The 25372-nt window shown below is 68.4% G+C and carries 24 protein-coding genes and 1 tRNA gene; 11 read left to right on the top strand and 14 right to left on the bottom strand.

Annotated elements, in window-relative coordinates; genetic code table 11:
* Nucleotides 1–121: 121 nt before the first annotated feature.
* Together F9C12_RS04170 and F9C12_RS04165 are read right to left on the bottom strand one after the other, a co-directional pair.
* A complete protein-coding gene (locus F9C12_RS04170; RefSeq protein WP_409464807.1) occupies nucleotides 122–871 on the bottom strand; it encodes a helix-turn-helix domain-containing protein in 750 nt (249 codons plus the stop codon).
* Nucleotides 872–893: 22 nt separating this feature from the next.
* Nucleotides 894–1154, bottom strand: coding sequence for a zinc finger protein (locus tag F9C12_RS04165; protein WP_409464806.1), 261 nt, complete (start codon nucleotides 1152–1154; stop codon nucleotides 894–896).
* Between the two features lie 389 nt (nucleotides 1155–1543).
* On the opposite strand from F9C12_RS04165, the gene F9C12_RS04160 reads away from it, so the two are divergent.
* Nucleotides 1544–2971 (top strand): helix-turn-helix transcriptional regulator, encoded by a 1428-nt coding sequence (locus tag F9C12_RS04160; protein ID WP_409464805.1) that lies wholly within the window; start codon nucleotides 1544–1546, stop codon nucleotides 2969–2971.
* Here F9C12_RS04160 and F9C12_RS04155 read toward each other — a convergent pair.
* The 3 genes from F9C12_RS04155 to F9C12_RS04145 all read right to left on the bottom strand — a co-directional run bounded on the left by F9C12_RS04155 (nucleotide 2960) and on the right by F9C12_RS04145 (nucleotide 5370).
* Entirely contained in the window at nucleotides 2960–3310 is a 351-nt protein-coding gene (locus tag F9C12_RS04155) for a signal peptidase I (RefSeq protein WP_409464804.1), read from the bottom strand. The genes F9C12_RS04160 and F9C12_RS04155 overlap by 12 nt on opposite strands.
* Nucleotides 3307–4851 (bottom strand): transcriptional regulator, encoded by a 1545-nt coding sequence (locus F9C12_RS04150; protein WP_409464803.1) that lies wholly within the window; start codon nucleotides 4849–4851, stop codon nucleotides 3307–3309. The genes F9C12_RS04155 and F9C12_RS04150 overlap by 4 nt, the downstream gene beginning before the upstream one ends.
* A 138-nt stretch (nucleotides 4852–4989) precedes the next feature.
* Complete coding sequence (locus F9C12_RS04145) at nucleotides 4990–5370, bottom strand: XRE family transcriptional regulator (RefSeq protein ID WP_409464802.1); 381 nt, start codon at nucleotides 5368–5370, stop codon at nucleotides 4990–4992.
* Nucleotides 5371–5527: 157 nt separating this feature from the next.
* Here F9C12_RS04145 and F9C12_RS04140 point away from each other — a divergent pair, with 157 nt between their 5' ends.
* The 7 genes from F9C12_RS04140 to F9C12_RS04110 are packed head-to-tail and all read left to right on the top strand — an operon-like array spanning nucleotide 5528 to nucleotide 11024.
* A complete protein-coding gene (locus F9C12_RS04140) occupies nucleotides 5528–5704 on the top strand; it encodes a helix-turn-helix domain-containing protein (protein WP_409464801.1) in 177 nt (58 codons plus the stop codon).
* Complete coding sequence (locus tag F9C12_RS04135; RefSeq protein ID WP_409464800.1) at nucleotides 5704–6027, top strand: WhiB family transcriptional regulator; 324 nt, start codon at nucleotides 5704–5706, stop codon at nucleotides 6025–6027. Before F9C12_RS04140 ends, F9C12_RS04135 begins: the two co-directional genes overlap by 1 nt.
* Nucleotides 6024–6353 carry a hypothetical protein gene (locus F9C12_RS04130; protein WP_409464799.1) on the top strand — a complete coding sequence of 110 codons (330 nt, stop codon included), beginning with the start codon at nucleotides 6024–6026 and terminating at the stop codon, nucleotides 6351–6353. The genes F9C12_RS04135 and F9C12_RS04130 overlap by 4 nt, the downstream gene beginning before the upstream one ends.
* Nucleotides 6350–7045: a hypothetical protein gene (locus F9C12_RS04125; RefSeq protein ID WP_409464798.1), complete on the top strand. Its 696-nt coding sequence runs from the start codon at nucleotides 6350–6352 to the stop codon at nucleotides 7043–7045. Before F9C12_RS04130 ends, F9C12_RS04125 begins: the two co-directional genes overlap by 4 nt.
* On the top strand, nucleotides 7038–9125 hold the full coding sequence (locus F9C12_RS04120; protein WP_409464797.1) for a cell division protein FtsK: 2088 nt from the start codon (nucleotides 7038–7040) through the stop codon (nucleotides 9123–9125). The genes F9C12_RS04125 and F9C12_RS04120 overlap by 8 nt, the downstream gene beginning before the upstream one ends.
* Nucleotides 9122–9283 carry a hypothetical protein gene (locus tag F9C12_RS04115; protein ID WP_409464796.1) on the top strand — a complete coding sequence of 54 codons (162 nt, stop codon included), beginning with the start codon at nucleotides 9122–9124 and terminating at the stop codon, nucleotides 9281–9283. Before F9C12_RS04120 ends, F9C12_RS04115 begins: the two co-directional genes overlap by 4 nt.
* Nucleotides 9273–11024 (top strand): recombinase family protein, encoded by a 1752-nt coding sequence (locus F9C12_RS04110; RefSeq protein ID WP_409464795.1) that lies wholly within the window; start codon nucleotides 9273–9275, stop codon nucleotides 11022–11024. Before F9C12_RS04115 ends, F9C12_RS04110 begins: the two co-directional genes overlap by 11 nt.
* On the opposite strand, the gene F9C12_RS04105 is transcribed toward F9C12_RS04110, so the two are convergent.
* The 6 genes from F9C12_RS04105 to xsc form a co-directional block, all read right to left on the bottom strand.
* A tRNA-Leu gene (locus F9C12_RS04105) sits at nucleotides 11006–11089 on the bottom strand. The two genes, F9C12_RS04110 and F9C12_RS04105, sit on opposite strands and share 19 nt — an antisense overlap.
* Nucleotides 11090–11403: 314 nt before the next feature.
* The gene (locus F9C12_RS04100) at nucleotides 11404–12123 is read right to left on the bottom strand and encodes a sulfite exporter TauE/SafE family protein (protein WP_409464794.1); all 720 of its coding nucleotides are present in this window, start codon (nucleotides 12121–12123) and stop codon (nucleotides 11404–11406) included.
* A 214-nt stretch (nucleotides 12124–12337) separates the two neighbouring features.
* A complete protein-coding gene (locus F9C12_RS04095; RefSeq protein WP_409180643.1) occupies nucleotides 12338–13084 on the bottom strand; it encodes a sulfite exporter TauE/SafE family protein in 747 nt (248 codons plus the stop codon).
* Between the two features lie 186 nt (nucleotides 13085–13270).
* On the bottom strand, nucleotides 13271–14632 hold the full coding sequence (locus F9C12_RS04090; protein ID WP_409187000.1) for an amino acid permease: 1362 nt from the start codon (nucleotides 14630–14632) through the stop codon (nucleotides 13271–13273).
* Between the two features lie 295 nt (nucleotides 14633–14927).
* On the bottom strand, nucleotides 14928–16292 hold the full coding sequence (locus F9C12_RS04085) for an aspartate aminotransferase family protein (protein ID WP_409180642.1): 1365 nt from the start codon (nucleotides 16290–16292) through the stop codon (nucleotides 14928–14930).
* 207 nt (nucleotides 16293–16499) lie between these two features.
* A complete protein-coding gene (gene xsc, locus F9C12_RS04080; protein ID WP_409180641.1) occupies nucleotides 16500–18308 on the bottom strand; it encodes a sulfoacetaldehyde acetyltransferase in 1809 nt (602 codons plus the stop codon).
* Between the two features lie 144 nt (nucleotides 18309–18452).
* Between xsc and F9C12_RS04075 the strand changes: the two genes are divergently transcribed.
* Genes F9C12_RS04075 through F9C12_RS04065 form a run of 3 tightly spaced genes read left to right on the top strand, consistent with a single transcriptional unit; the run spans nucleotide 18453 to nucleotide 21933 of the window.
* Nucleotides 18453–19298: an IclR family transcriptional regulator gene (locus F9C12_RS04075; RefSeq protein WP_409464793.1), complete on the top strand. Its 846-nt coding sequence runs from the start codon at nucleotides 18453–18455 to the stop codon at nucleotides 19296–19298.
* 14 nt (nucleotides 19299–19312) lie between these two features.
* Nucleotides 19313–20257: an AAA family ATPase gene (locus F9C12_RS04070; protein ID WP_409464792.1), complete on the top strand. Its 945-nt coding sequence runs from the start codon at nucleotides 19313–19315 to the stop codon at nucleotides 20255–20257.
* Nucleotides 20254–21933 carry a cobaltochelatase CobT-related protein gene (locus F9C12_RS04065; protein ID WP_409464791.1) on the top strand — a complete coding sequence of 560 codons (1680 nt, stop codon included), beginning with the start codon at nucleotides 20254–20256 and terminating at the stop codon, nucleotides 21931–21933. The genes F9C12_RS04070 and F9C12_RS04065 overlap by 4 nt, the downstream gene beginning before the upstream one ends.
* Here the strand turns inward: F9C12_RS04065 and F9C12_RS04060 are convergent.
* The 3 genes from F9C12_RS04060 to F9C12_RS04050 are packed head-to-tail and all read right to left on the bottom strand — an operon-like array spanning nucleotide 21930 to nucleotide 25272.
* Nucleotides 21930–23369, bottom strand: a complete 1440-nt coding sequence (locus F9C12_RS04060; RefSeq protein WP_409180637.1) for a sodium:solute symporter — start codon at nucleotides 23367–23369, stop codon at nucleotides 21930–21932. The two genes, F9C12_RS04065 and F9C12_RS04060, sit on opposite strands and share 4 nt — an antisense overlap.
* On the bottom strand, nucleotides 23363–23602 hold the full coding sequence (locus F9C12_RS04055; protein ID WP_409464790.1) for a DUF3311 domain-containing protein: 240 nt from the start codon (nucleotides 23600–23602) through the stop codon (nucleotides 23363–23365). The genes F9C12_RS04060 and F9C12_RS04055 overlap by 7 nt, the downstream gene beginning before the upstream one ends.
* The gene (locus F9C12_RS04050) at nucleotides 23599–25272 is read right to left on the bottom strand and encodes an amidohydrolase (RefSeq protein WP_409464789.1); all 1674 of its coding nucleotides are present in this window, start codon (nucleotides 25270–25272) and stop codon (nucleotides 23599–23601) included. Before F9C12_RS04050 ends, F9C12_RS04055 begins: the two co-directional genes overlap by 4 nt.
* Nucleotides 25273–25372 lie beyond the last annotated feature (100 nt).

Below are 25372 nucleotides of genomic sequence, written 5' to 3'. Positions count from 1 at the left end.
CGCGCTGCCGGAGATCAGGAGTATTGGGCGGGGCTGGTCGAGGAGATTCTCGGCAATCGTCGAGGCTGTTGGCCCGGACGGCGACAACGTCTAAGCAGCCGAGGCTAAGGAAGCGGCGACGCTAGAACGCTAACCCTGAACCGGACGTCGAAGGGAGGCTGAGTACTTTGCCATGGCTGGCCGCGATCTGCCGGACTAGCTCGACGTCTTTATGAAATGGACTTCCAGTCTCGCGCGGGTCGACCGTGAAGATGCCAAGGCCTCTTTGTCCGCAGTAGACGACTGATTCTCCGCTGTTCATGGCGTACCGATCGAATGCCGTTGTAAGGCCTGCTCGCCAGGCTATATCAGCAGGGACGACGTGAAGTGCGAATTGTCGTGACTCCGCGGCAGCGCGGATAACGGATCGTACGGTTTGACTTATGTTCCCAACTCGGTAGTTGAGAGCGCGATCGGATACGAACGCCTCCAGCGGGGCAAGCTGCGTGTCCGGATGCGTACGTGCGATCGGCAGTACCTCTGGGATCGCGAATGGATCCCAAGAGACAATTGACTGCGCGGACTCGTTGTGCGCGGCCAGAGCTATGGTCCGAGCCGGAGACCCTGGCGTGCCGCGGACGACCCAGCACTGTTCTGCTGTGCCTTCGGCAATGCGGAGAATGTCGCGCCTTGCGTTGCCGACGGCGCCGATTGCACCCAGGATGCCGGCGACGTCCGCGAGGCTCGGCGTGCGACGTGCTTGTTCCCAGCTGGACAGCATTGCGGGCGCAACGCCGATTCGGCGTGCCAGTTCGCGGAGTCCGAAGTTGGCGACGATGCGCGCGTTTCGGAGACTGGCTCCGAGGATGCGCGTTCGAGGAGTCGGGGGCATCGCAGTTCGGGTCTCTCGGGGGCTACCGCGACAGTGCGGGATGGTTCGGCGGGATCGGAATGCCGTTGGCGCGGCGGTACTGGTAGTCGCAGTGGACGCACGTCACGAGAACGCAGTTGGGGTCGCGGCTGTCGCGTGACTTGAAACCGGCCGGCGCGGTGAGGCCGCACAGCATGGTCACGTCTTCGCCGGGGTCCGGAACAGAGTCGAGGAGGGCGCGGTGCCACACGCCGTCGACGACGGGATGGACGTGATCGAGATCGATGAAGATCAGCGCTTGCATGAGGATCCCCGTGCCGGTGGTTGGTGCGTCTCGGAGCTGTCACAGAGTGCCGGGCGGCTGCGGAGTGGCATGACGCGACAAAAGGGGCTTTGATCTGGGCGAATCACGGTTGTGACGGCTGTGACCTGTCCCAGGCCCATGCTCCCTAGAGCGTCTGAGACGCCCAGTTCGAGCCGGAGTCGAGTGCCGCGTCTGGTGTCACTGTGTTTCCGCACCAACTCGCATCGGACCTCTCCTCGACAGCCTGTGATCTGTTGAAATCATTCAATGCGTCCGGCTGGTGCGAGACCACGGCGCTCGTGTGGCGAGGCTGTGGCACTTGTGCGGATAACCTGCGTCTGCATTTGCTATCGTCCAACTTGGCTGGCCGGAAGGGGTGAGGTGCGGCGATGGCAGAGCGGCGAGAAGCGCTGATTTTGGCTCGCGAAGACGCTGGTCATACACAGGAGACGCTCGCCGCGGTGCTCGGCGTCGACCGGACGACCGTCGCGCGCTGGGAATCCGGCGGGCATCGTCCGCTGCCGCACCAGTGGCCGGAGCTGGGAAGAGTGCTCGGGCGACCGGTGGCGGACGTTCGGGCATTCTTCGGGCAAGGCTCGCCCGAAGCGGGAGGCCCTGCGCTTACGTCCGCGTTCGAATGGTTGGACAAGTCGGCGGGCTGGGCTGCGGGGACAGCTCGGAGCGCTGTACGACCGAAGTCGGGCCGTGAGCGTCGGATCGGTCGCCGAGCTGAGGAGGCGGAGGTACTTCGACAGTTCTACGGCACTCTCGAGGGCCAACACTGCTACTTCGGTGCGGAGGTCGGCATCGAACTGGTTACCACGAGCGTGGTGACCAGACCTGACTGGACAGATCTCCGATGTCCGCTGGACCCCGGGCGGGATGTGCTCGTCCTTGATGCGCGAGTTGCTGCAGAGCAGCGAGCTGGGACAACGGACGCGGCCTTGGCTCGGCTGGCAGATGCAGCGACAGCGGACGTCCGGATTGCCGATCGGCCGCTGTACCGGCTGCTTGACGTCGACGTTTGCGCCGATCATGTCGGCGGCACAGTCGGCACTGCGTCGTTTGTCGAGTACGCGTTGGGTCCGGACCTGCTCGAACGGGAGTTAGCGGCTGGCGAGACCCAGTTGCGGAGCGAGTTGCTGCCAGACCTTGCTGGCGTTCTCGACATGCGCAGTCGTCTTTGTGCTGGTGGGGTGCTGGCGCTGACCGCGATCGCGCGGCCAGCGGATCCCATGCGCGGCGAAGCTGACTATCTCCTGCTCGTACAGGAACGATCCGGTCATGTGGTCAACGGGGCGGGTCGACTCGCCGTGATCCCGAAGGGGTTCCACGGTCCGCTGGCGGACCAGCGGGGCGACGCGCGGATCGGCGCAACGCTGCGGCGTGAGCTGGAGGAAGAGTTGTTCGGTCGGCAAGATGTCGACACCACGACTGATGTGCAACGTGCGGCCGACCCGATGCACCCGACACGGCTGTCGGAACCGATGCGGTGGTTGACAGCGGAGCCGGATCGGATGCGGATGGAGTGCACCGGGTTCGGGTTCAACCTGGTCAGCGGCAACTATGAGTTCGCGGCGCTCGTCGTGATCGAGGACGAGGAGTTCTGGCTGCGGTTCGGTGGTGTGGTCGAGGCGAACTGGGAAGTCTCTGGTCTGCGGCAGTACTCGACGCTCGACGGGGAGCTGGTCAGCGAGCTGATCGCAGACGAGAAGTGGACGAACGAGGGCCTATTCGCGTTCTTGCTCGGCCTGCGCCGGTTGTCGGAGATCGGCGGTGCGCGGGTGTCGTTGCCACCGATTGACCTACGTTGCTGACGGCCACCGGACGGTCAGCACGACGGAGTCGGCGAGCGCCTCCCACGAGTGGTCGATTCCTGGACCCCACATGACGTAATCGCCTTGGCGGGCCATTGTTTTCGTTCCGCCGGTGACGTCGATGCGGAACTCGCCGGAGATGAGCATGACGAGCGTGGTGCGCTGGTCGTCGGCCGTCCACTCGGGACGCTTGTCTCCTGCGGGGTGGTTGGCCCACTTGACTTCTACGTCGTTCGTGGCTCGGACTCCGTGCGTGGGGTCGAGGAAGTGTCCGACCAGCCAGCCGCGGTTGCCTGCGGCGTCTTCGTTGGCGTTGCCGCAGGTCCAGCCTTCGGTCACTCGCTGATCTCCCACTCGATCGTTGGCAGGCGCACCCGGTCTCCGCCGATTTCCGCGAGGCGTCGGAGCCCTTGCGTCATGGCGAACAAACCTTCGTTGCTCCACGCTACATCAGTCAGCAGTTCGGTCAGAAGCTCGGTGTCTGTGGTCGAATATTGGCGTAGCGTCGAGGATTCCCAGTTCGCGGCGACGACTCCGCCGTACTGGTTCCAGAACTCTTCGTCTTCGATGACGATGAGGCTGGCGAACTCGAAGTTGCCGCTCACCAAGTTCAGCCCGAACCCGGTCGTCTCCATGCGGAGGCGGCCGGGTTTTTGCATGAGCCAGCGCATCGGTTCCGACATGAGCGTCGGGTGCATCGGGTCTGCGGTCAGTGAATCGGTGACGGTGTTGTCGATGTCGGGGCGGCCGAACAGTTCTTCTTCCATCTCGCGCCGAAGCGTCGCGCCGATCTGTGCGTCACGGCGGACGTCGGTGAGGGGCTGGTGGAAGCCCTTCGGGATGACGGCCAGGCGGCGGGCGGCGTTCAGGACGTTGCCCGAGCGTTCTTGGACTAACAGGACGTAGTCGGCTTCTCCGCGGAACGGGTCGGCGGGGCGGGCGATGGCGGTGAGGGCGAGTGCGCCGCCGGCGCAGAGTCGGTCTCCGACATCGAGGACGGACGCCAGGTTGGGGAGGTAGCGGTCTCGCAACGGAAGCTTGAGCGGTCCGCCGGCGATGATGGCGTCGACCAGCTCGCCCTCCAGCAGATCCAGCGTCAGTGCGTAGTGGACGAAGTGCGTGGTGCCGAAGGATCCGGCGAGCTGGTGTTCAGCGATGTCCAGGGCGAGCGCGCGGTACAGCGGGCTGTTCACGAGGCGGGTGTTCATGGCCAGCGACTCGGCGAGCCGGTGAACTGCTGCGGTTGCGGCGGCATCGTCGAGGGCCAGGTCTGCCTCGGGCTGCGCGGTGGCGACCCTGAATCGGTCTGATGCGGGGCGTAGCTCGCAGTCGAGATCTAGCCAGTTCGCGCAGGTCAGGATGCTCGTGTTCACGAGTTCGGTGCTGACTCGCGCGGTGTACAGGCCGTGGTCGCCGGTTCGGCTGCCGTAGTAGGCGGCAAGTGCGTCGGCGGTGTCGCGTTGGGTGACCCAGCTGCGGCGGGTGCTGCGGTCGCGCAGGGCTTGGGTGTCCAGTTGCGCGGCTTTGGCGGCGACTGCGCGGCGCGCGGTTCCGGGAGACCAATGTGCGTGCTGGTCGATCCATTCGAGCGCGGACGCGATGTTCGGGTCGTCGTGCAGGCGGGGATTCGCGGAGGTCTCGGCCGGTGCGATGCCGGCCAGTTCGGCGAAGCGGGCGCGTTCGGCATCGCCGACTTGCTCGTATGCGCGGTCGAGCACCTGTTGCATCTCCGACCGCGGGCGGAGGTCCGGCTTCTGGTGCCAGGACGCGACGGTCCGTACGCCGATGCCGAGGTGTGCGGCGAAACCTTCATTGCTCATTCGGAGAGCGGCTTGCAGCGCTGATGCGGTGCGGCCGGTCCATTCGTCGGCCGGATTCATCGGTGCGCGCTTTCCGAATTGGAAGCTGCATTAGTCGTGCACTGCTCATGCACTGGCGATGCATGGGAACGGTCGCCGTTTCGGCCTTGAATTCGGGGTATGGAAATCACCTGGTTCATCAGCCCGAAGCGCAAGCCGTCAGCGCTTCTTCTGCACGTGGTCGACGACGGTTGCCAGGCTGGTCTGGACATCGTCCAGCCGGTCGAAGATCTCGTCCAGGCGCTGCTCCAGCGCGTCGAGACGGGACGAGAGTTCGCCGCCGTCGTCGGTCGGCTCGTCGGGGTGTGGCGGCGTGCGGTTCTGCAGCACTGCCTGCAGATGTTGCGGGTGCCAGCCGAGCGTGGTCGAGAGTGCTTCGAGCGTGCGCGCGCTCCGTCGGCGCTCGACCGTGTGGTGCTGCAGCTCGCGCACGATCGCCTGCGACACGTGCGACCGCTCCGCCAGCTCTCGCTGTCGCCAGCCGAGTTCGTGCACGCGCATGTCGATCGCCTTCGCGACCGCCGCCCAATCCTCCGACACCTATTCCTCCGCGCTCCGCCTCAGCGCCGAGATTAGCGCGTCATTGCGCTTTTCTCGCGCCGCGTAGCGGGTGTGCCGCGGCGCGTCGGATATCTATGCCCGTCGGGCAGCTGAAATCAACAACATAGTCTTGAAATCATCAGATTGGCCTTTTCTTATGAACTCGAATGTCACTTTTCACACGCCGGATGAAGCGGCTTGGCTGCTCGGTGTCTCGCGGGGCGCGGTCAGCCGGGCCATCCGGAGTCGCAAGCTGCGGGTGGTCCGTCGTCGGGAGGGGCTGCGGATCCCGTCCACCGAGTTGACGCGCGTCCTTGGCGGGGGTGCGGCGTGATGGACGAACTCACTTTGATCGGGATTGCTTGGCGGCTCGACGCGCTCCGTTGGGTGCCGTCCGACGTGCTCCACGACGTCGTGACCAGGGATGGACTCTGTATGTGGCCACCGGACGGTGACCCGCCGCCCGCGTCGTCGGATGCGGAACTCGCTGCCCGGATGTGCGGTGGTTGCCCAGTACGGGACATGTGTCTGGAGCTGGAGTTGCGGACTGCCGGGGAGGCGACGGTTGGTGTCTGGGGCGGGATGACGGACGACGACCGGCGGGCGTTGCACCCGCACTGGCTGCGCCGCGGCGAGAGGGCCGGGGGTGCGCGATGAACGGGCTGATCGTGACGCCGACGCAGGTCGTGGCCGGGGTCGGCGTGCTGCTGGTGCTGTTTTGGGTGTGGCGTGCGGGTGCGCGCCGGGCGAAGGCGGCTGCGGAGAAGGCGCGGTCTGGGGCGCGGCTGGTGTCGTTGGCCGGGCGGGTCGTGTTCAACGCGGCGCTGATCGTGGCGGTTCAGTGGGTGGTGATCGCTCACCAGGGCGGGACGTGGGTCTTGCTGGCGGTGTTGGGGTTGCCTGCGCTGTTCGCGGCGCATGCCCTGACCCGAGCGCTGACCGTAACGACAGTCGACACCTCGAAGCGGGGTGGTCGGCGATGAGTCGGGCACAGAAGTTGGCGCAGGACGCTGCTGAGGCAGCGGAGGTTCGGGCGTATCAGACGGATCCGGACGTGGTGGCGTTGCGGATTGAGCGGGTGCGGCGGCAGGTCGACTGGATGGCGTGGTCCGGGATAGTGCTCGGGCTGGGCTTCACGATGACGAACGTGCAGACCTTCGCGTCGGCGGACACGGCGGTGTGGTCGTTGCCGTGGTTGGCGGCGTGGGTGCTGGATCCGACGGTTTCGTTAGTACTGCTGGCGATTCTCCGGGCGGAGCAGGTGACGGCGCGGTACCAGGTGCGGACTGGTCCGTGGGTGCGGCGGGCGAAGTGGTTCACGCTCGCGGCGACGTATGTCATGAACACCTGGACGTCGTTCATGGCCGGTGAGGCTGCGGCAATCGTGTTGCATTCCGTTCCGCCGTTGGTGGTGTTCGTGGCGGTGGAGGCGGTTACGGATCTTCGGGACAAGCTGACCGATGCCGTGCTGGTGGCTGCTGGTGAGCGTCGAGTCGTTCGGCCGGTCGAGGGCGGGCGGCGGAAGCTGTTCGCGGACTACCTCGCCGAGGCACGGGCGGCTTGGGCTCCGGGCGTGGAGATCACGCCGGCGTGGGTTCGGCAGGAGACCGGGTGTTCGCGCGGGTTGTCGCCGCGGCTGGCTCGGGCGCTGCGCGCGGAGGTGACCAATGGCTGACGACGCGCTGGTCAAGGCCGATCCGATACTCGACGGCGAGTTGGTGGATGACACGTTGCCGCAGCCTCGGCGGCGGAAGCGGTTTGAGTCCTGGTGGCTGCGGTCCCGGTGGGTGCCGACTTGGTTGAAGGACCGGAACCAGGCGCGGCAAGCGGCTAAGGACTTCGTTGCGGGTGTGGTGCGCTCGCCATTCCGCTGCCTGGGCGCGGTGGCGCGTGGGCTGGTTGCGGCTGCGCGGTGGTGGCGGGCCTGGGTGACCGTCCGGGACTTCCGGGAGGCGGCGGAGCAGTCGGAGAAGCTTGCGGACAAGTTCGCCGACATTCGGGCGCTGACGTTGTTTCGGTGGAAGGTCACCGGTGCGGTTGCGGCGGCCGCAGCTGCGGTCACGCTGATGGCCGAACTGGTCTACGGCACCGTTGCTCTTTGGGCTCTCGGTGGAGTCTTGGCGGTTGCGCTGGCCGTGCTCGGACGGCAGCGCGAAGGGAGTCCGGGGCGAAAGGCGGTGCTGGCCGGGCCGCGGACGTTGCGCTGGACGATGGATCCACAGGTGCTGGTCGACGCGTTTCGGGACGCAAAGCTGGTGGGCAAGGACGAGACGTTGCGGCTGGTCGAGCGCTCCACGCGGGTGGGTGACGGCTGGGCGATCACCGTGGATCTTCCGGCTACGCGGAAGGCCGCGGACGTGATCAAGAACCGGGAGGCGTTGGCGTCGGCGCTCGCAGTCGATGAGGTGCAGCTGATCGTGGAGCGGGTGCGCGGTAACGGCGGGCACGCTGGCCGGGTCGCGATGTGGGTTGCCGATGAGGATCCGTACGCATCGGCGCCGCGGAGGACGCCGTTGCTCGACGCGGCGCGGTGGGACGCGTGGCGGCCGGTCCCGTTTGGACGGGATGCGCGGGACCGGCGGGTGGATCTTCCGTTGGTGTGGACGTCGTTGCTGGTCGGGGCGATTCCGCGGCAGGGCAAGACATTCGCGGCGCGGTTGGCTGCAGCTGGGCTGGTGCTCGACCCGTTCACGCGGCTGCATGTGGCGGATTTCAAGGCAGGCAAGGACTGGGACGCGGCTGGGCGTGTGGCGCATCGGTTCATGTCGGGTGATGAGCCGGAGCACGTGTTGGCGCTGGTCGGGTGGCTCGTGGAGCTGGTCAGCGAGGTGCAGGGGCGGTTCCGGCGGATGCGTGAGCTGGACGACGAGACGTGTCCGGAGTCGAAGGTGACGCCGGCGATGTCGCGGGACCGGGCGTTGGATATGCCGATTACGGCGATTTTTGTGGACGAGGTGCAGGTTCCACTGGAGGACCGGACGCCAGTCAAGGTCGAGGGCAAGACGTTGACGGCGGGTGAGTACGTCGGCGAGTTGTTGACGTGGCTGGCGAAGAAGGGGCCTGCGGCCGGGATCGTGCTGGTGTTGGCGACGCAGCGACCGGACTCGAAGACGATTCCGTCTGGCCTGCGGGCAGTGCTTGGGTCGCGGTTCGCGTTGCGGGTGATGGACTGGCGGGACAGCAACATCGTGCTCGGTGAGCAGATGAACACGCGTGGGTATGACAGCAGTCGGTTGCTGGCATCGCACAAGGGAGTCGGGATTCTTCGGCCGGACGGGGATGCACAGGCTGGCGGGGATGTGCTGGCGCTGACTGTGCGGACGTACTACATGCCGAATGAGGACTGGCAGACGATCTGTCGCCGTGGTCGGGAGCTGCGTGAGGCGGAAGGCACGCTGACCGGGCACGCAGCCGGGTCGGACTTGGCGCTGGAAAACACGTTGAAGGTTCTTGGGCGGGCAGAGGCCACGGAGCCTGCCGCGCTGCCGGAGCCGCTCGCGTCTCTCGCTGGCTACTTGGACGGCGACGAGCGGGAGTTCATCCCGACAGCTGAGCTGGTCGAGGCGTTGGCGGTGGACGCGAAGGAGTTCGCACAGCTAATGGCAGACCTTGGCTGCCAGGGCAGGCGGGGGCGAGTATCCGGTGAGGACGGGAGTGTCAGGCAGGTTCGTGGATATCTGACGGCTGAAATCAGTACATCGATTGACCGAGCACGAACGCGAGCCGACGAGGTGCGCGGGGGTGGCGCATCATGACTCGCCGCGAAACCTCAACCAGTGCCGTTCGGTTTATCCTGCCAGTAAAGACGCCGACGCTGACCGTGCCTGCGGCACGAGCACTGCTGGCGATCCTGATCGAATTGACTGCGGTTCCGGTCTTGGAACCGGTCGAGGGGGTGCAGCATGACGGCTGATTTCATCAGTGACCCGTGGGCGACTCTGGACGAGATTCTGGGTGTCCAGGCGGTAGAGCCGGTCGACGAGGGAATCGGGTCGGTCGCGTTCTACGGGCGGTGCTCGACGGAGGACAACCAGGACCCGGAGACGTCGTTGGGCTGGCAGCTCGGGAACGCGCGGAAGTTCGTGGAGCCGTTCGGCGGGCGGGTGACCACCGAGTATTTCGACGTAGGTCAGTCGCGGTCAGTCCCGTGGGAGCGGAGGAATGAGGCTTCGCGGCTGTTGGCTGCCCTCAAGGATCCGCATCGCGGCTGGGATGCCATCGTCGTCGGTGAGGGCACGCGGTGCTGGTTCGGCAACCAGTTCTCGCTGATCGCACCGCGGTTCGCGGCGTACGGCGTGGACCTGTGGGTGCCGGAGCTGGGCGGGAGGTTCGATCCGCGGAATCCGTCGCACAAGATGCTGATGAGCGTGCTCGGCGGGATGAGCGAGTCGGAGCGGCAGCACGTGCAAGCCCGGGTGCGGGCGGCGATGGATACGCAGGTGATCAACGAGGGCCGTCACCAGGGCGGTCGCGCGCCGTACGGATACGTAGTGGTCGACGGCGGGCCGCATCCGAATCCGCGGAAGGCGGCGGAGGGGTTCCGGCTGCGATTGTTGGCTGTGGACGAGTTCGCCGCCGATGTGGTCCGGCGGATCTTCGCCGCCTACCTGGACGGCTGGGGTGACCGGGCGATCGCGAATGAGCTGAACCGGCTCGGGATTCCTTGCCCGTCGGCGCACAAGCCAGCGCAGAACCGGCACCGGTTCGCGGACGGTTGGCAGGGCAGCACGGTGCGGTCGATCGTGGAGAACCCGCGGTACACCGGCTACGCATTCTTCGGGCGTTGGACGCGGCAGGAGATGCTGTTGGACCCGGAGGACGTGGCGGCCGGGAACGTCGTGCGTTTCAGGCGGGCAGCGCCGGAACGCGTTGTCCGCTCGCGCAAGCCCGCGCACCCGGAAATCATCTCGGTGGAGGACTTCACGCGGGCTCAACTGCTGCGCCGCTCCAAAGCCGCTGGCGGACTCCGGACCGCGCGGAAGACCGAGCGGTCTGCGCGGGCGGTCAAGCACCAGTACTTGTTCCGAGGATTGATTCGCTGTGTGGCGTGCGGACGGAAGATGGAGGGCAGTCCGCGCAAGCACGGCATGTATTACCGCTGCCCGGCGCGGACGCTCGCCCCGGGGTCACCGGCCTTGGCGAGTCATCCGCCGACGATCTACCTGCGGGAAGAGCCGCTGCGGGATGCGGTGAACGGCTGGATCGGGGAACTGTTCGATCCGAAAAACGTGGATCGGACTGTGAAGCGACTGGTGGAGGCGCAGCCTGCGGCCAAGTCAGGGAATGACGGCGCAGTTCGGCGGCGGTTGGAGGAGGCCGAGGCCAAGATTCGGAGGTTCCAGGACGCCATCGCGGCTGGGATCGACCCGGCGGCGGTCGTGGAGAGCATCAACCAGGCGCAGGCGGACAGAGCGGTGGCGCAGGCCGAGCTGGCGAACCGGGGAGAGCCCGCCGGTCTGAGCGAGGCCGAGGTCTACGCGATGATCGACTCGCTCGGGGACATCGGCGCTGCGCTGGCCGACTCGGAACCGGGAAAGCTGGCCCAGCTCTACCGGGACCTTGCTCTTGACCTGCGGTTCGACCACGAAAAAGAGGCCGTCGATCTGACGGCCTCTCCACGGGTGAATAATGTGTGTGTCCGAGGGGGGACTTGAACCCCCACGTCCGTTAAGGACACTAGCACCTCAAGCTAGCGCGTCTGCCATTCCGCCACTCGGACTTGCTGATGAAGAGAGTATACGACGGCGGGGCACGCCTTTTCAGGGGGGTGCGGAACCGCTCCGATGGACCGCATGAGATGATCATCTGTTCTCGCCATTCGGCAGCATGAGGGAATATCAGCAGGTCAGCGAGATATTCAGGTCCGGGCAGGGCATGGGCTCCCGCGACCGGGGCGGGGCAAGCTGCCGATCTTGCCAGGGCCGATCCAGCGGGACAGGGCTTCTCCGACTGAGGCGATAGGACCGGGCGGTGCAGGGGCTTGGCCGACGGCAGTCCCCAAACCAACTGGCCAGGGGAGCGAGCACGCCCGGGTCAGGAGCTGATCATCGTCACCACGCCGGACACCACGATCAACCCGACAATCGCCCGGTCGAACACTGTGCGCGGGACTCGGCCGATGAGGCGGCCGCCCAGGATGTTGCCTGCCAGGGCGGTCAGGACGAAGAGCGGGAGCTGCGGGCCTAAATCCGCGGTGTGGAACTGGCCTGCGGTGAGCAGGAGCAGCAGGGACAGGCAGTTGGTCACCACGAAGTAGCCGGCCAGGTCGCCGACGAAGGTTCGGGGCGGGACTTTTGCCGAGGCGAGCAGGACGGCTGGGGGTGCGCCGTTCAAGGACGTCGTGGTGGAGAGGTAGCCGCCCAGGAGGCCGGCGATTGTTTGTTTCGCCGTGGTGGCTGGGTGTGGTTCGCGGGTGGGGCGCAGGAGCAGGCGCAGGCCGGAGAGTACGACGACGGCGCCTGCCAGGATGCGGAGGGCGTGGGGCGGGAGCAGGTGCAGGGTGAGGGCTCCCGCGGCGGCGCCGGGGAGGCTTGCGGCGCCGAGGACGGCTACTCGCCGCCAGTCGATGTGGTGTCGTTCGCGGTGGAGCACGGCGAGTCTCGTGATCATGGTGGCGATCAGGTTGATGACCACCACTTGCGGCAGCGGGAAGCCGATGAGCAGCAGCAGGGGAGTGCCGACCAGCGAAGCGCCGAATCCGGTCAGGCCGCCGATGAAGCCGGCGAAGGCTACGGCTAGTGCGCCTAGGATCATGCGGTCGCCAGGCCGGTGTGGGGCTTGCGGGGGCCCGGGCGGATCACGCGGCTGCCTGGCGGGTGCGGGGGAGTGGGGCGAGGGGAGACTCTTGGTGGGTGTGGCGGCTTCCTGGCCGGTGAAGGGCCCGCGGGGAACGAGCCCGGGCGGATGACGCGGTCGCCTGGCAGAGCAGGGGCTGGCGTGTCGGATGCGGGCGACGGCGTCTGGCATGTCACGCGACCACCGCTTGTCCCACCAGCGCCAGGGACAACACAGCGAGAATCCCCAGCACGATCCGGCGGACGTCGCCGCGGGCGTGGTGGTACAGCCAGGTTCCGGCGGCGACTCCGGCGAGCGCGACGGGGAGGAAGAGGGCGGTTTGCCAGAGGACCTCACCGGTGAGCAGGCCGCCGGCGGCCGCGGTCGCGACTGTCATCGAGTCGGCGGCCAGGAAGAAGACCACGAGGCTCGCGCGGCTCATGGCCATCGGCAGCGGGGAAGCCAGGTACATCAGGACAACTGGCGGGCCGCCCATGCCGCAGGCGCCGTTCAGGGCTCCGAAGGCGGTGCCCATGCCCGCGCAGGCGGCGCGGCCGGGCAGGCGGTGGGTTCGGCGGCTGAAAGCCAGCGCCAGCGCGGAGAGTCCGACTACCAGTCCGACGGTCAGCCTGGTGGCGCGTTCCGGCAAGGCCGCCAGGAACCAGATTCCGGTCGGCAGCCCGAGGAGCGCGCCGGTGAGCAGCCAGCGCACTGACGGGCGGTGGGCGTCCGGCCAGGACTTCGGCAGCAGGGTGACGCTGGAGGCTACTTCCAGCAGGAGCGTGCTCGGGATGACGGCGGGCGGTGGGAGCACCAGGCACAGGCAGCTCACCCACACCAAGGACGCGCCGAAACCCGAGTAGCCGCGGATCAGGCCTCCGGCCAGCAGGGCGGCGACGGCGAAGGCCATCGCCGCGGGAGACAGGTGCCAGAAGGTCATCGGCGGGCTGGGGACGAGCGCGGCATCGGACCTCCACGGCGCGGGCGGGTCGCTCCACCTTGCGGCATGGCTGGTCGTGGCGGTAGGTCCAGAAACGCGGCATCGCAGGGCGCCAGACGGGCGGGCGGGGAAACCGGCGCGGCCCAGCCGGGCAGAGCGCCCGGCTGGACCGAAAAGGCCGAGTCGTCAGGGGGAGGCGACCCCGGCTTCACCTCGCGAAGCGTCCCTCTGCGCGGCCGCCTCGGGTCCGGGGCGGCGCTTCCGGAACTGGTACGCGATCAGGATCAGCGTCAGAGTCACCGCGCTGAGCCAGAACTGCGAACGGGTCGTCGGGAGGAACGCCATGGCCAGGATGACCGCGGCCATCAACGCGATGGTGGCGTAGCTGAGCCACGGGAACAGCCACATCTTCAGGCCCAGCGCGCCGGGATCGGTGTTCTGCAGCCGCTTCCGCAGGCGGACCTGGGCCAGTGCGATGGCGAGGTACACGAACAGCGCGACCGCGCCGTAGGAGTTCACCAGGAACTGGAAGATGAGGTTCGGCGAGGTGTAGGCGGCGATGACGGAGACGTAGCCGATGACGGTCCCGGCGATGATGGCTCGGCGGGGGACGCCGCTGCGGGACAGTTTCGTGAACATCTTCGGGGCGTCGCCGTTGCGGGTCAGGGCGAAGAGCATCCGCGACGACGTGTACAGCGCCGAGTTCAGGCAGGAGAGCACGGCGGTCAGGACGATCGCGTTCATGATCGTCGAAACGGCGGGGATGCCGAGCACGTCCAGGACCGCGGCGTACGGGCTGACGGCGGTGTCCGGCGAATTCCAGGCCTTCACCGCGACCACGACGAAGACCGAGCCGACGTAGAACAGCACGACGCGGAACACGATCGAGCGCATGGCCTTGGCGATCGCGCGCCGGGGCTCGGCGGATTCGGCGGCGGCGATGGTGACGATCTCGGCGCCGGTGTAGAAGCCGACGCAGGGGACGACCGCGGCCAGGACCGCGCCGATGCCCATCGGGGCGAAACCGCCGTGCGAGACCAGGTTGCCGACGCCGCCGTGCGAGCCCGGCCAGACGCCGAACAGGTACAGGGCTCCGACCACCAGGAACACCAGGATCGCGATGACCTTGATGGACGAGAACCAGTACTCGAACTCCCCGTACGACCGCGCGGAGACCAGGTTCGTGGCGGTCAGCAGCAGGAGCAGCCCGAGGCTGAGCACCCACAGCGGCACGTTCGGCAGCCACAGCTGCAGGATCCGGCCGCCGGCGACCGCCTCGACGGCCACCACGATGACGAAGAAATACCAGTACATCCAGCCGACGGTGAAGCCGGCCCGGTTGCCCATCGCCTCCCTGGCGTAGACGTAGAACGAGCCGAGCGCGGGCCGCGCGACGGTCATTTCGGCCAGCATCCGCATGATGAGCACGGTGATCAGCCCGGCGATCAGGAACGAGACCACCGCCGCGGGCCCGGCCGACTGGATGACCACGCCGCTTCCGACGAACAGGCCGGCGCCGATCACGCCGCCCAGTGCGATCAGATTCATGTGGCGTTGCTTGAGGCCCGGTTTGAGGCCGCTCTCGGCGGCTGTTTCCGGTGCAGAACCCACGTCTCCTCCTTCCGGCGGCGCCGGGGGACCTCGATGTCCCCGCGCCGGCCGCCGCCGCGATGTCGCTGAGAGCTGCTGTGTGGTTCCCGTCACCGTAAGAAGGAACAGGCCCCGCCGCGAGAGCCAGATGCTAGCCATGCTCCGGTACCAGAACCGCCTGATCCCGGACAGCAGGACGGGCGCCGGGCACCCTCGGAACAATGAGGTACCCAGCGCCCGTCCCGGCCATCCGTCAGGGCTGGATCGCCTTCTCCACGTCGGTGAGCATGCCGTCGACGCCGTGCAGGAGCTCGTCCAGCACGTCCGTGCCGGCCACCAGCGGCGGCGAAATCATCAGCATGGTCGCGCCCCGGTCGTCGCCGCGGAGGATGACCCCGGTGCGGCGGAACGACTCCGGCAGGACCTCCCGCAGGACCGTCAGCGACTCCTGGTCGGTCAGCTCGCGGCCGCCGTCGCGGTCGGCCATCAGCTCGATCGCGTAGAAGAACCCGGTGCCGCGGACGTCCTTGACGCACCGGTGCGCGTCCTTCAGCGACTCGAGCGCCGCGTGGAGCTTCGGGCCCTCGGAAAGGACGTGCTCGGGCACCTTCTCGTCGCGCATCGCGCTGATGTTGGCTACCGCGATGGCCGTCGAGACCGGGTGGCCGCCCCAGGTCGCGCCGTGGGTGAAGACGCCGCCCTTCGGGGAGTCGTACAGCTCGGTGACCAGCTGTTCCCGCACGATCACGCCGCCGAGCGGGGCGTAGCCCGAGGTGGAGCCCTTGGCGAAGGTGATCAGGTCGGGGACCACGCCGGTCAGGCCGTGGCCGAAGAAGTGGCCGAGGCGGCCGAACGAGCAGATGACCTCGTCCGAAACGAGCAGGATGCCGTACTTGTCGCACAGCGCCCGCAGCGCCGGCCAGTAGCCGTCCGGCGGGACCAGCGCGCCCCGGCCGTTCTGGACCGGCTCGGCGAAGACCGCGGCGACCGTCTCCGGGCCTTCCTCGAGGATGACCGCCTCGATCGCGCGGACGCAGTCCAGCTGGTCGGCCGGGCCGCAGTCGCCGGTGAAGCCGAGGGTGTTCGGCACGTGCCGGACGCCCGGCAGCAGCGGGCCGAACGGCTCCTTGATCTTGGGCAGGCCGGTCACCGACAGCGCGCCCATGGTCGTGCCGTGGTAGGCCATTTCGCGGCTGATGATCTTCGTCCGCTCCGGGGCGCCCTGGCTGCGGTGGTACTGCCGGACGAACTTCAGCGCGGTCTCGACCGCCTCGGAGCCGGAGTTCACGAAGAACGTGGTGCCGAGGTCGCCGGGGGCGAGGTCGGCGATGATCCGGGCGGCCTCGATCGACGGCGGGTGCGCCGAGCCCCAGTTGCTGGCGTAGGCGAGGGTGCCGACCTGCTCGGCCGCGGCCTTGGCGATGTCCGCGCGGCCGTGGCCCATGTTGACGCAGAACAGCCCGGCGAGGCCGTCGAGGTGGCGGCGGCCCTCGGTGTCGATGAGATAGCTGCCCTCGCCGCGGACGAACACCGGGAAGTCGCTCTGCCAGGTGTCCTTGCGCGTGAAGTGCGGCCCGAGGTGTCGGCGGGCAGTGGCCCGCAGCTCCGTGACGTTCACCTGGCGACCTCCTGTGTGTGCGAGAACGGGGATGTGTCGACGATCGCAATCTTTCTGGCACTGGCCCAGAGCCAGAAAGCGGCCGGTCGCCGGTGCCAGATTCCGCGCGGGGCACGAAAAAGCCCGGCCGGGCGCAAAGGGCTCGGCCGGGCAGGGGGTCGTGAGTGTTCATCACGGTTCTAACCGTGATGAACACTCACGAGGCGATTACACGTAGTCCTGGTACTTCTCCAGGAACCGCACCGGCTTCGACAGCGCGTCGCGGCGGAACGGGTCGCCCAGCTCGCGGGTGCACATGATCTCGATGACCGTCGTGCGGCCCTCGTTCATCTGCGCGTCCACGGCCTTCTTCAGCGCCGGGCCGACGTCCTCGAGCTGGTCCACGACGATGCCGTCCGCGCCCATCGCCCGCGCGATCCCGGCGAAGCTCTCGCTTTCCAGCTCGCCGGCGACGAACCGGCGGTCGTAGAAGTCGACCTGGTTCTTCTTTTCCGCGCCCCACTGGCGGTTGTGGAACACGACCGCGGTCACCGGGATGTCATGCCGCACCGCGGTCATGACCTCGCCCATGCTCATGCCCCACGCGCCGTCGCCGGCGTACGCGATCGCCGGCCGGTCCATCGCCGCGGCCTTGGCTCCGATGATCGTCGGCAGCGCGTACCCGCAGTTGCCGAAGGACATCGGCGCGAAGAACGACCGCGGCTCCTCGAAACGCAGGTAGCTGTGCGCCACCGAGTTGATGTTGCCGATGTCGGTGGAGACCATCACCCGCGGCGGCATCGCCTTCTCCAGTTCGCGCAGGACCTGGCGCGGGTGCAGCCAGTTGCCCTCCTCCTGTTCCTGCTCGGCGATCATGTCGAGCGAGTACGGGTCCTTCTCGTGGGTCCACTCGGTGAGTTCTTGTTCCCACGCGTCCTTTTCGGCCTTGGTGCGCGCGGCGCGTTCGCCGCGGGTGGCGTCGCAGGCGAGGGTGCGGTCGGCGAGGCGTTCGGTCAGCGCCGCCGCGGCGGCCTTGGCGTCGCCGCAGATGCCGACGGTGATCTTCTTGACCAGGCCGAGCATCTTGTGGTCCGCGTCGATCTGGATGATCTTCGCGTTCTTGGGCCAGTAGTCCATGCCGTGCTGCGGCAGGGTGCCGAACGGGCCGAGCCGGGTGCCGAGCGCGATCACCACGTCCGCCTGCGAGATCAGCTTCATCGCGGCCTTGGAGCCCTGGTAGCCGAGCGGGCCGCACCACTGCGGGTGGCTGGCCGGGAAGCTGTCGTTGTGCTGGTAGCTGTTCACCACCGGCGCGCCGAGGCGTTCGGCCAGGGCCTTGCATTCCTCGACGCCGTCGGACATGACCACGCCGCCGCCGGAGATGATGACCGGGAACTCGGCGGTGGCCAGCAGTTCGGCGGCCTGGGCGAGGCTCTTTTCGCCGCCGGGGCCGCGGTCCAGCCGCTGCGGCTCGGGGATCTCGGTCTCGATCTCGCCGTAGAAGAAGTCGCGCGGGATGTTCAGCTGGGTCGGGCCGATCTCCGACAGCGCCCGGTCGAAGGCCCGCGCGGTGTACTCGGCCATCCGCTTCGGGTTGTTGACGTGCGCCTGGTACTTCGTGAACTCCTGGAACATCGGCAGCTGGTTGGCCTCCTGGAAGCCGCCCAGCCCGGTGCCCATCGTGCCCGCCTCGGGCGTGATCATCACGACCGGGCTGTGCGCCCAGAACGCCGCGGCGATCGCGGTGACGCAGTTGCTGATGCCGGGGCCGTTCTGCCCGATGACCACGCCGTGGCGGCCGCTGACCCGGGCGTAGCCGTCGGCCATGTGCGCGGCGCCCTGCTCGTGCACGACCGGGACGAGCCGGATGCCGGCCGGCGCGAAGATGTCCATCGCGTCCATGAACGCCGAGCCCATGATGCCGAAGATGTCGGTGACGCCGTTGGCCACCAGCGTCTCGACGAAGGCCTCCGACGGGGTCATCTTCGCCGTCCCGCTGACGACGGTGCGGCCGTCGCCCGTCTTCCTCTCCGCCATGGTGAACTCCTTCGACGCTGAAAGTCTTGGTTTTCGGTACGTGGTGTTCGTAAAACCTGAACGCGATGGACGATAGGACGCCGCGGACGGGAGGTCAACCGGCAGTTGATGGAAAACGAGACAGTATGTGCTAGTTTTCGGAACGTGAGTGAGTTGCGGAAGAGCGGCGCCGTGGAACTCGTGCGCGAGCCGGACGGCGCGGGCCTCGACGGAGACACCCCGACCATGCGGCTGTTCTCGCTGCTCGAGCTGATCGCGGCGAAGGACCAGCTGGTGACGCTGCAGAGCCTGGTCGAGGAGACCGGCCTGCCGAAGCCGACGCTGCACCGGATGCTGCAGCAGCTGGAGGGCGCGGGGCTGCTCGTGCGCCAGGCCGACGGGCGGCATTACGGCACCGGCGACCGGCTGCGCCGGCTCGCGGAGAACCTGCTGCTCAACGCCACCCACCACGGCGCGCGCCGCGCGGTGCTCACCCATCTGGTCGACGAGCTGGGGGAGAGCTGCAACATCACCGCGCTGTCCGGCAGCGAGATCGTCTACCTCGACCGCGTCGAAACGCCCGAGCCGCTGCGGTTCTACCTGCGGCCGGGTTCGCGCGTGCCGATCCACTGCTCGGCCAGCGGCAAGATCATCCTCTCGCAGATGAGCCCGGCGCAGCGGCGCAAGCTGCTCGCGCACGCCCCGCTCAAGCGGTACACGCCCAAGACGGTCACCGATCTCGACGTGCTCGAGGAGGAGTTCGCCCGCATCCGGCGCGACGGGTTCGCCCTCGACGACGAGGAATTCCTGCCCGGGCTCGTGTGCGTGGCGGTGCTGGTGCCCAGCCGCGGCGGGCGGTCGAACCTGGCGGTGGCGGTGCAGGCCCCGGTCATGCGGCTCACCGCCGACAAGGCTTTGCAGGCGCTGCCCGCGTTGCAGCGGGCCGCCGAAGCGATCATGCGGGTCGAGGCCGAGGGCGCGGCCGACGACGCCGACAGCATCCCGTCCTGACGGAGGTCCCCCTGATGAACCCGTTGTGCGGCAACGGTCCCGACGCCCGGATCGCCGTGCGCGACGCGTTCGGTCTCGACTCGGACCTGGTGGTCCCGGGCTTTGCCGAACCCGACGAGCACGTTCCCGAGATCGATCCGGCCTACCGGTTCAACCCGGACGTGACGCTCGCGCTGCTGGCCGGGTTCGCGCACAACCGGCGCGTGCTCGTGCAGGGACTGCACGGCACCGGCAAGTCCACGCACGTCGAACAGGTCGCCGCGCGGCTGAACTGGCCGTGCCTGCGGGTGAACCTCGACGGGCACCTCAGCAGGCTCGACCTCGTCGGCAAGGACGCGGTGGTGCTGCGCGACGGCAAGCAGGTCACCGAATTCCGCGAGGGCATCCTGCCGTGGTCGCTGCGGCGGCCGACCGCGCTGATCCTCGACGAGTACGACGCGGGACGGCCGGACGTCATGTTCGTCATCCAGCGGCTGCTCGAACGGGACGGAAAGTTCACGCTGATCGACAGCAACACCGTGCTGCGGCCGCATCCGGGGTTCCGGCTGTTCGCCACCGCCAACACCGTCGGGCTGGGCAATCTCAACGGGCTCTACCACGGCGTCCAGCGGCTCAACCACGCGCAGATCGACCGGTGGAACATCGTCGCGGCGCTGGATTACCTGGCCCCGGAGGAGGAAGCCGCGATCGTGCTGGCGCGCGTGCCGCGGCTGTCCGGGCAGTTCGCCGAGGCGATGGTGGCGGTGGCCGGGCTGACCCGGGAAGGGTTCCGGGCTGGCGACCTGTCCGCGCTGATGTCCCCGCGCACGGTCATCACGTGGGCGGAGAACTGCGAGATCTTCGGCGATCCGGCGCTCGCCTTCCGGTTGACGTTCCTCAACAAATGCGACGAGGCCGAGCGCCCGGTCGTCGCGGAGTACTTCCAGCGCTGCTTCGACCTGGAGCTGGCCGCGGCGTGAGCACGCCGGATACCCGGCATCGCCGGCAGGTCGAGGAGCTGTCCGCGGCGGCGATCCGGGCGGTCAGCGGGTCGCCGGACGCGCATTTCCGGGGCGGGCGCCTGCATCGCGGCACCCGTCCGGTGCCGATGCCGGCACCGCATTTGCGTGCCGAAGACGAGGATGTGCTGTCCTTTCGCGGCGCGGCGGACGGGATGGCGCTGCACCTGAGCCGGTCGGATCGCGAGCTGCACAAGCGGTTGCGGCCGGACGGCGGGGTCGAGCGGCTGCTGTTCGAGCTGCTGGAGCAGTTCCGGGTCGAGTCGCTGGTTCCGGCTGGATTGCCTGGCGTGACGGCGAATCTGCGGCGGCGGCACGAACGCTGGTCGCTTTCCGCGCACCACAATGGACTGACCGAGACCGCGCGCGGCGTGCTGATCTACACCGTCGCGCAGGTCGCGCGGGCGCGGATCACCGGCGAGCCGGTCGTGGAGGAAACCGAGGACCTGATCGAGGCGACCCGGGCGGCGATCGCGCCGATGCTCGGAGCGCACTTGGCCGGGCTTCGGCGGAATCGGGCCGATCAGGCGGCGTTCGCCGAGCATGCGCGGGCGCTGGCGGAGGCGGTCGCCGGACTGCTGGAGCCGGAGAAGTCCGAAGACTCCGAGGACGAAGAAGACACTGCGGCGTATGCGTTGCTGCTGGATTTCGACGACGAAACCGGCAGCGAGGAAGGCGGTACCGCAGGTCTCGGCGACCACAAAGGACCGGTGGCGGCCGGGGCGTATCGGGTGTTCACCACTGCGTACGACCGCGAGGACCGGGCGGGACCGTTGGTGCGGCCGGATTTGCTGCGGGAGCTGCGCGAACGGCTGGACGCGCGGGTGTCGAAGCAGGGCGTGAACGTGGCTCGGCTCGCGCGGGAACTCACCGCGGTGCTCGCCGAGCCGGAACGGTCCGGCTGGGACGGTGCGCAGGAGGAAGGCCAGATCGACGGCCGGGCCCTCGCGCGGCTGATCGCGACGCCCGCGGACCATCGGGTGTTCCGGGTCGAGCGCACGGAGCCGGTCGCCGACGTGCTGGTCACCTTCCTGATCGACTGCTCGGGTTCGATGAAGGCGCACCGGGAAACCGTTGCGGTGCTGGTTGATCTCTTCGCTCGCGCGCTCGATCTCGCCGGGGCCAGGTGCGAAATCCTCGGCTTCACCACCGGTGCCTGGCACGGCGGGCGGGCGCGGCGGGACTGGCTGCGTGCCGGGCGGCCGAAGCAGCCGGGGCGGCTCAATGAGCGTCGGCACCTGGTGTTCAAGGACGCGGCGACACCGTGGCGGCGCGCTCGGCGGGATGTCGCGGCGTTGCTCAAGGCTGATCTGTTCCGCGAAGGCATCGACGGCGAGGCGTTGGCTTGGGCGGCGGAGCGGGCGCGGGCCTGCGAGGCTCGGCGGCGGCTGGTTTTCGTGCTGTCGGACGGGAGCCCGATGGACGGGGCGACCGCGTTGGCGAATGAGGAGCGATACCTCGACCGCCATTTGGTGCAGGTGGCCGATGGGGTGGAGCGGGGCGGCACGGAGGTGTACGGCATCGGGGTCGGGCTGGATCTCAGTGCGTATTACCGGCGCAGCGTGGCTTTGGACGCCGCGGAAGGCACGGGGTTCCGTGCCTTCCGCGAGATCCTTGCCCTGATCGCCCGCCGCTAGGCCGCTGGCTGCGCGACCGGTGCCGCTCCAGCGGGTTCGCTGCGCTCCAAGGCGATCGGAGACCGCTTCGGGCCGGGCGCGAGCAGGCTCCAGCCGAATACGATCACCAGGTTGACGCCCATCGACACCAGGCCGGTGTTGAGGCCGCCCAGCTTCACGCCGGTGACGTACAGGACGACCGCGGTCACCACTCCGACCACCATCCCGGTCGCGATCGCGGCCGTGCGGACCCGCCGCGCGAACAGGATCGCCAGCCAGCCCGGGACCACCTGGGCCAGCAGGTTGTAGGTCAGGTTCAGCACGGTGAGCATGAGCGTCGAGGCGGTCAGCGTGAGCACCGCGGCGAGCACCAGGAACACCGCCACCGCCACGACCGTCCAGCGCCGTTGTGCCGCGGGCCGGACGTTCGGGGCCAGGTTCCGGCTGACCATGCCGCCGATCGCCAGCGCGGTCGCGGACAGCACCAGCACGCCGGACAGCGCGGCGCCGGCGGCCACGAGGCCCAGAACCGGTTCCGGGAGCAGGCCTTTCGCGGTCACCATGAAGACCGTGTTCGGGTTCTTCAGCCCCGGGTGCTGCTTCAGCCCGTAGTAGGCGGCGAAGACGAGGAACGGGTAGATCAGCATGTACAGCGGCATCCACACCGTCGAACTCTTCACCGCCCGCTCCGAACGCGCCGGGAACACGTACGCGCCGCCGAAGCCGAGGTAGAAGACCACGCTCTGGAACAGGATCGTGGTCATCGCGAACCACAGGTCCTGGCCGCCCATCGTGGTCTGCGCCCGGGCCAGCGCCTCCGGCCCGGTCACGCCCGACGTCCCTCCGGCGACCAGCACCGCGGCGAGGCCGACGAGCACCACGCCGAGCAGCATGAAGACGTCTTTGAGGATCGACACGAACGCGGGGGAGCGGATGCCGGACACCGCGATGTAGGCGAACGCGATGATCCCGGCCAGCAGCACGCACTGCACGGGCGTCAGCTTCAGGCCGAGGTTGCTCAGCACCACTTGCAGGCCGATGAACTGGTATTGGCCCCACGGAACGAGCGCGATCAGCATCGTGACGCAGGTGATCAGCTCCAGCGTCCGGCTGCCGTAGTGGCGGCCGAAGACGTCCGGGACGGTCATCGCGTCGTGCTTGCGCGCGGCGCGCCAGACCAGCGGGGCGAGGAAGTAGCCCAGCGAATAGGCGAGCAGGATGTAGCCGAGGAACCAGATTCCGTAGCTCGCGCCGTGGGCGTAGATCCCGCTCGGGAAGCCGATCATCGTGCCGATGCTGTACACCTCGCCGACCGCCAGGAAATACAGCAGCCACGGCGGGAACGAGCGGCCGCCGACCAGGAACTCGGAAATCCCGCCGCCGCGCGACGAACGGCCCGCCCACAGCGCCAGCAGGATCGACAGTCCCATCACGACCGCGACGATGAGAATCAGCATTGCTGGTCCTCCTTCCCCGCCGGGGTGTCCGCCGGGTAGTGCTTGCGGTCGAAGAACCGCCAGCTGACCCACAGGCACAGGGTGGTCAGCGGGAAGCAGAGGAACATCCAGAAGAACACCAGCGGGAACCCGGCCACCGTCGCGGGCGAGCCCGCCACCAGCGGGATGCCGCCGAGGATGGCGACCGCGGGGATGCCGAGCCCGATGCACAGGCTCGGCCAACTCCGGATCATCGGACACCTCCCGTCTCGGCCGGATCGCGTTGCCAGACCAGCTGTCCGCCGATCACCGTGGCGTCGACGGTCAGGTCGCGAATGCGGCTCGGGTCCACTGTGGTCGGATCCTCGGACAGCACGATGAGATCCGCGAGCTTGCCGGCTTCGAGGCTGCCCTTGATTTCTTCCTCACCGGCGAGGTAGGCCGCGTCGATGGTGTAGCCGCGCAAGGCGGCTTCCACGTCGATCGCCTGCTCCGGCCCGAGGAGCTGGCCGCTGCTGGTCTGCCGGGCGACGGCGCACCAGATGCCCTCCAGCGGCGGCACCGGCGTGACCGGGGTGTCGGAGTGGAGCCCGAAGCGGATTCCGCGGGAGCGGGCCGACGCGAGCGGGCTGATCCGGCGCGCGCGTTCCGGGCCGAGGAAAACGTCCCGGTGCCGGTCGCCCCAGTAGTAGACGTGCTTGATGAAGAACGACGCGGCGATGCCGTTTTCGGCCATCCGGTCGAGCTGGTCCTCGCGGGCGGTCTGGCAGTGTTCGATCCGGTGCCGGCGGCCGGTGCCTTCGGGCGCGCCGAGGCGGGCGTAGCCGTCGATGATGGCGTCGATCGCCGCGTCGCCGTTGCCGTGCACGGCGACCTGCCAGCCCGCGGCGTCGAGCGCGGCGATGCGGCGGGACAGGTCGTCCGGTTCGAGCAGCATCATGCCGTGCTCGCCGGGGTCGCAGGTGTAGCCCTCGGCCAGGCATCCGGTGCGGCCCTGGATCGAGCCGTCCGCGACGATCTTGATGCCGTTCATGGTGAAACCGTCCGGATTGGCCGGATTGGTCGGATCGGGCGGTTCGGGCGTTCCCTCGGCGAGGCCGGGCAGGAGGGTGTGGAAGAGGTAGCCGTGGACGCGGGTGCGCAGCTTTCCGGCGCGGGTCAGCATCCGGTACGCGGCGAGTTCCTGTTCGCCGCCGATCAGGCCGATCCCGGTGTCGTGCACGGAAGTGACGCCGTTGCGCAGGTACTCGGCGTCGGCGAGTTGGAGGGCATGGGCCAGTTCGTCGGGGCCTTGCGCGGGCATCGCGGAGTTGACCAGGAACGCGGCGGTCTCGATGAGCAGGCCGGTCGGTTCGCCGCGTTCGTCGCGGGCGATGGCGCCGCCGGGCGGGTCCGGCGTGGCCGCGGTGATGCCGACGGCTCGCAGCGCGGCGGAATTCGCCACGGAGAAGTGGCCGGTCACGTGGGTGAGCAGGACCGGGTTGCGCGGCGCCGCCGGGTCCAGGTCGTGCCGGGTCGGGTGCCGGTTGTCGGCGAGAAGCGTGTCGTCGTAACGGAAACCCTTGATCCATTCGCCCGGGCCGAAGTCGCGGGCCGCCTGCCGGACGCGGTCGGCGATGTCGCTGATCCGGTCGTTGGGCGGGCTGCCCGCGTCGACCGGGGCGGCGAGCGCCATCCCGAAGAACGACGGATGGTTGTGCGACTCCACGAAACCCGGGACGACCGTGCGCCCGGCCAGGTCGAGCACTGTCGTCCCGGGGCCGGCGAGGGCGGCGATCGCGCGGTCGTCGCCGATTTCGGTGATCCGGCCGTCGCGGGCGGCGAGCGCGGAAGCCCGCGTGCCGCCTCGGTCCAGGGTCAGCACCGTGCCCCCGAGCACCACCAGGTCGGGGGCCGGACGAGCGGATGCGGCGGGTTCGCCCACGATGGGACCTCCTTGTCCACGTGTCCTGCCCCCAAGACAGTGCCGGGGGAGCCGGTCCGCGAACAGGTCCAGAAAGCGACGCGCGCGTGGGTCCAGCGCG

The sequence above is a fragment of the Amycolatopsis sp. GA6-003 genome (assembly GCF_046267895.1).
GTDB lineage: Bacteria > Actinomycetota > Actinomycetes > Mycobacteriales > Pseudonocardiaceae > Amycolatopsis.
This window is presented reverse-complemented; position numbering and strand designations above follow the sequence as displayed.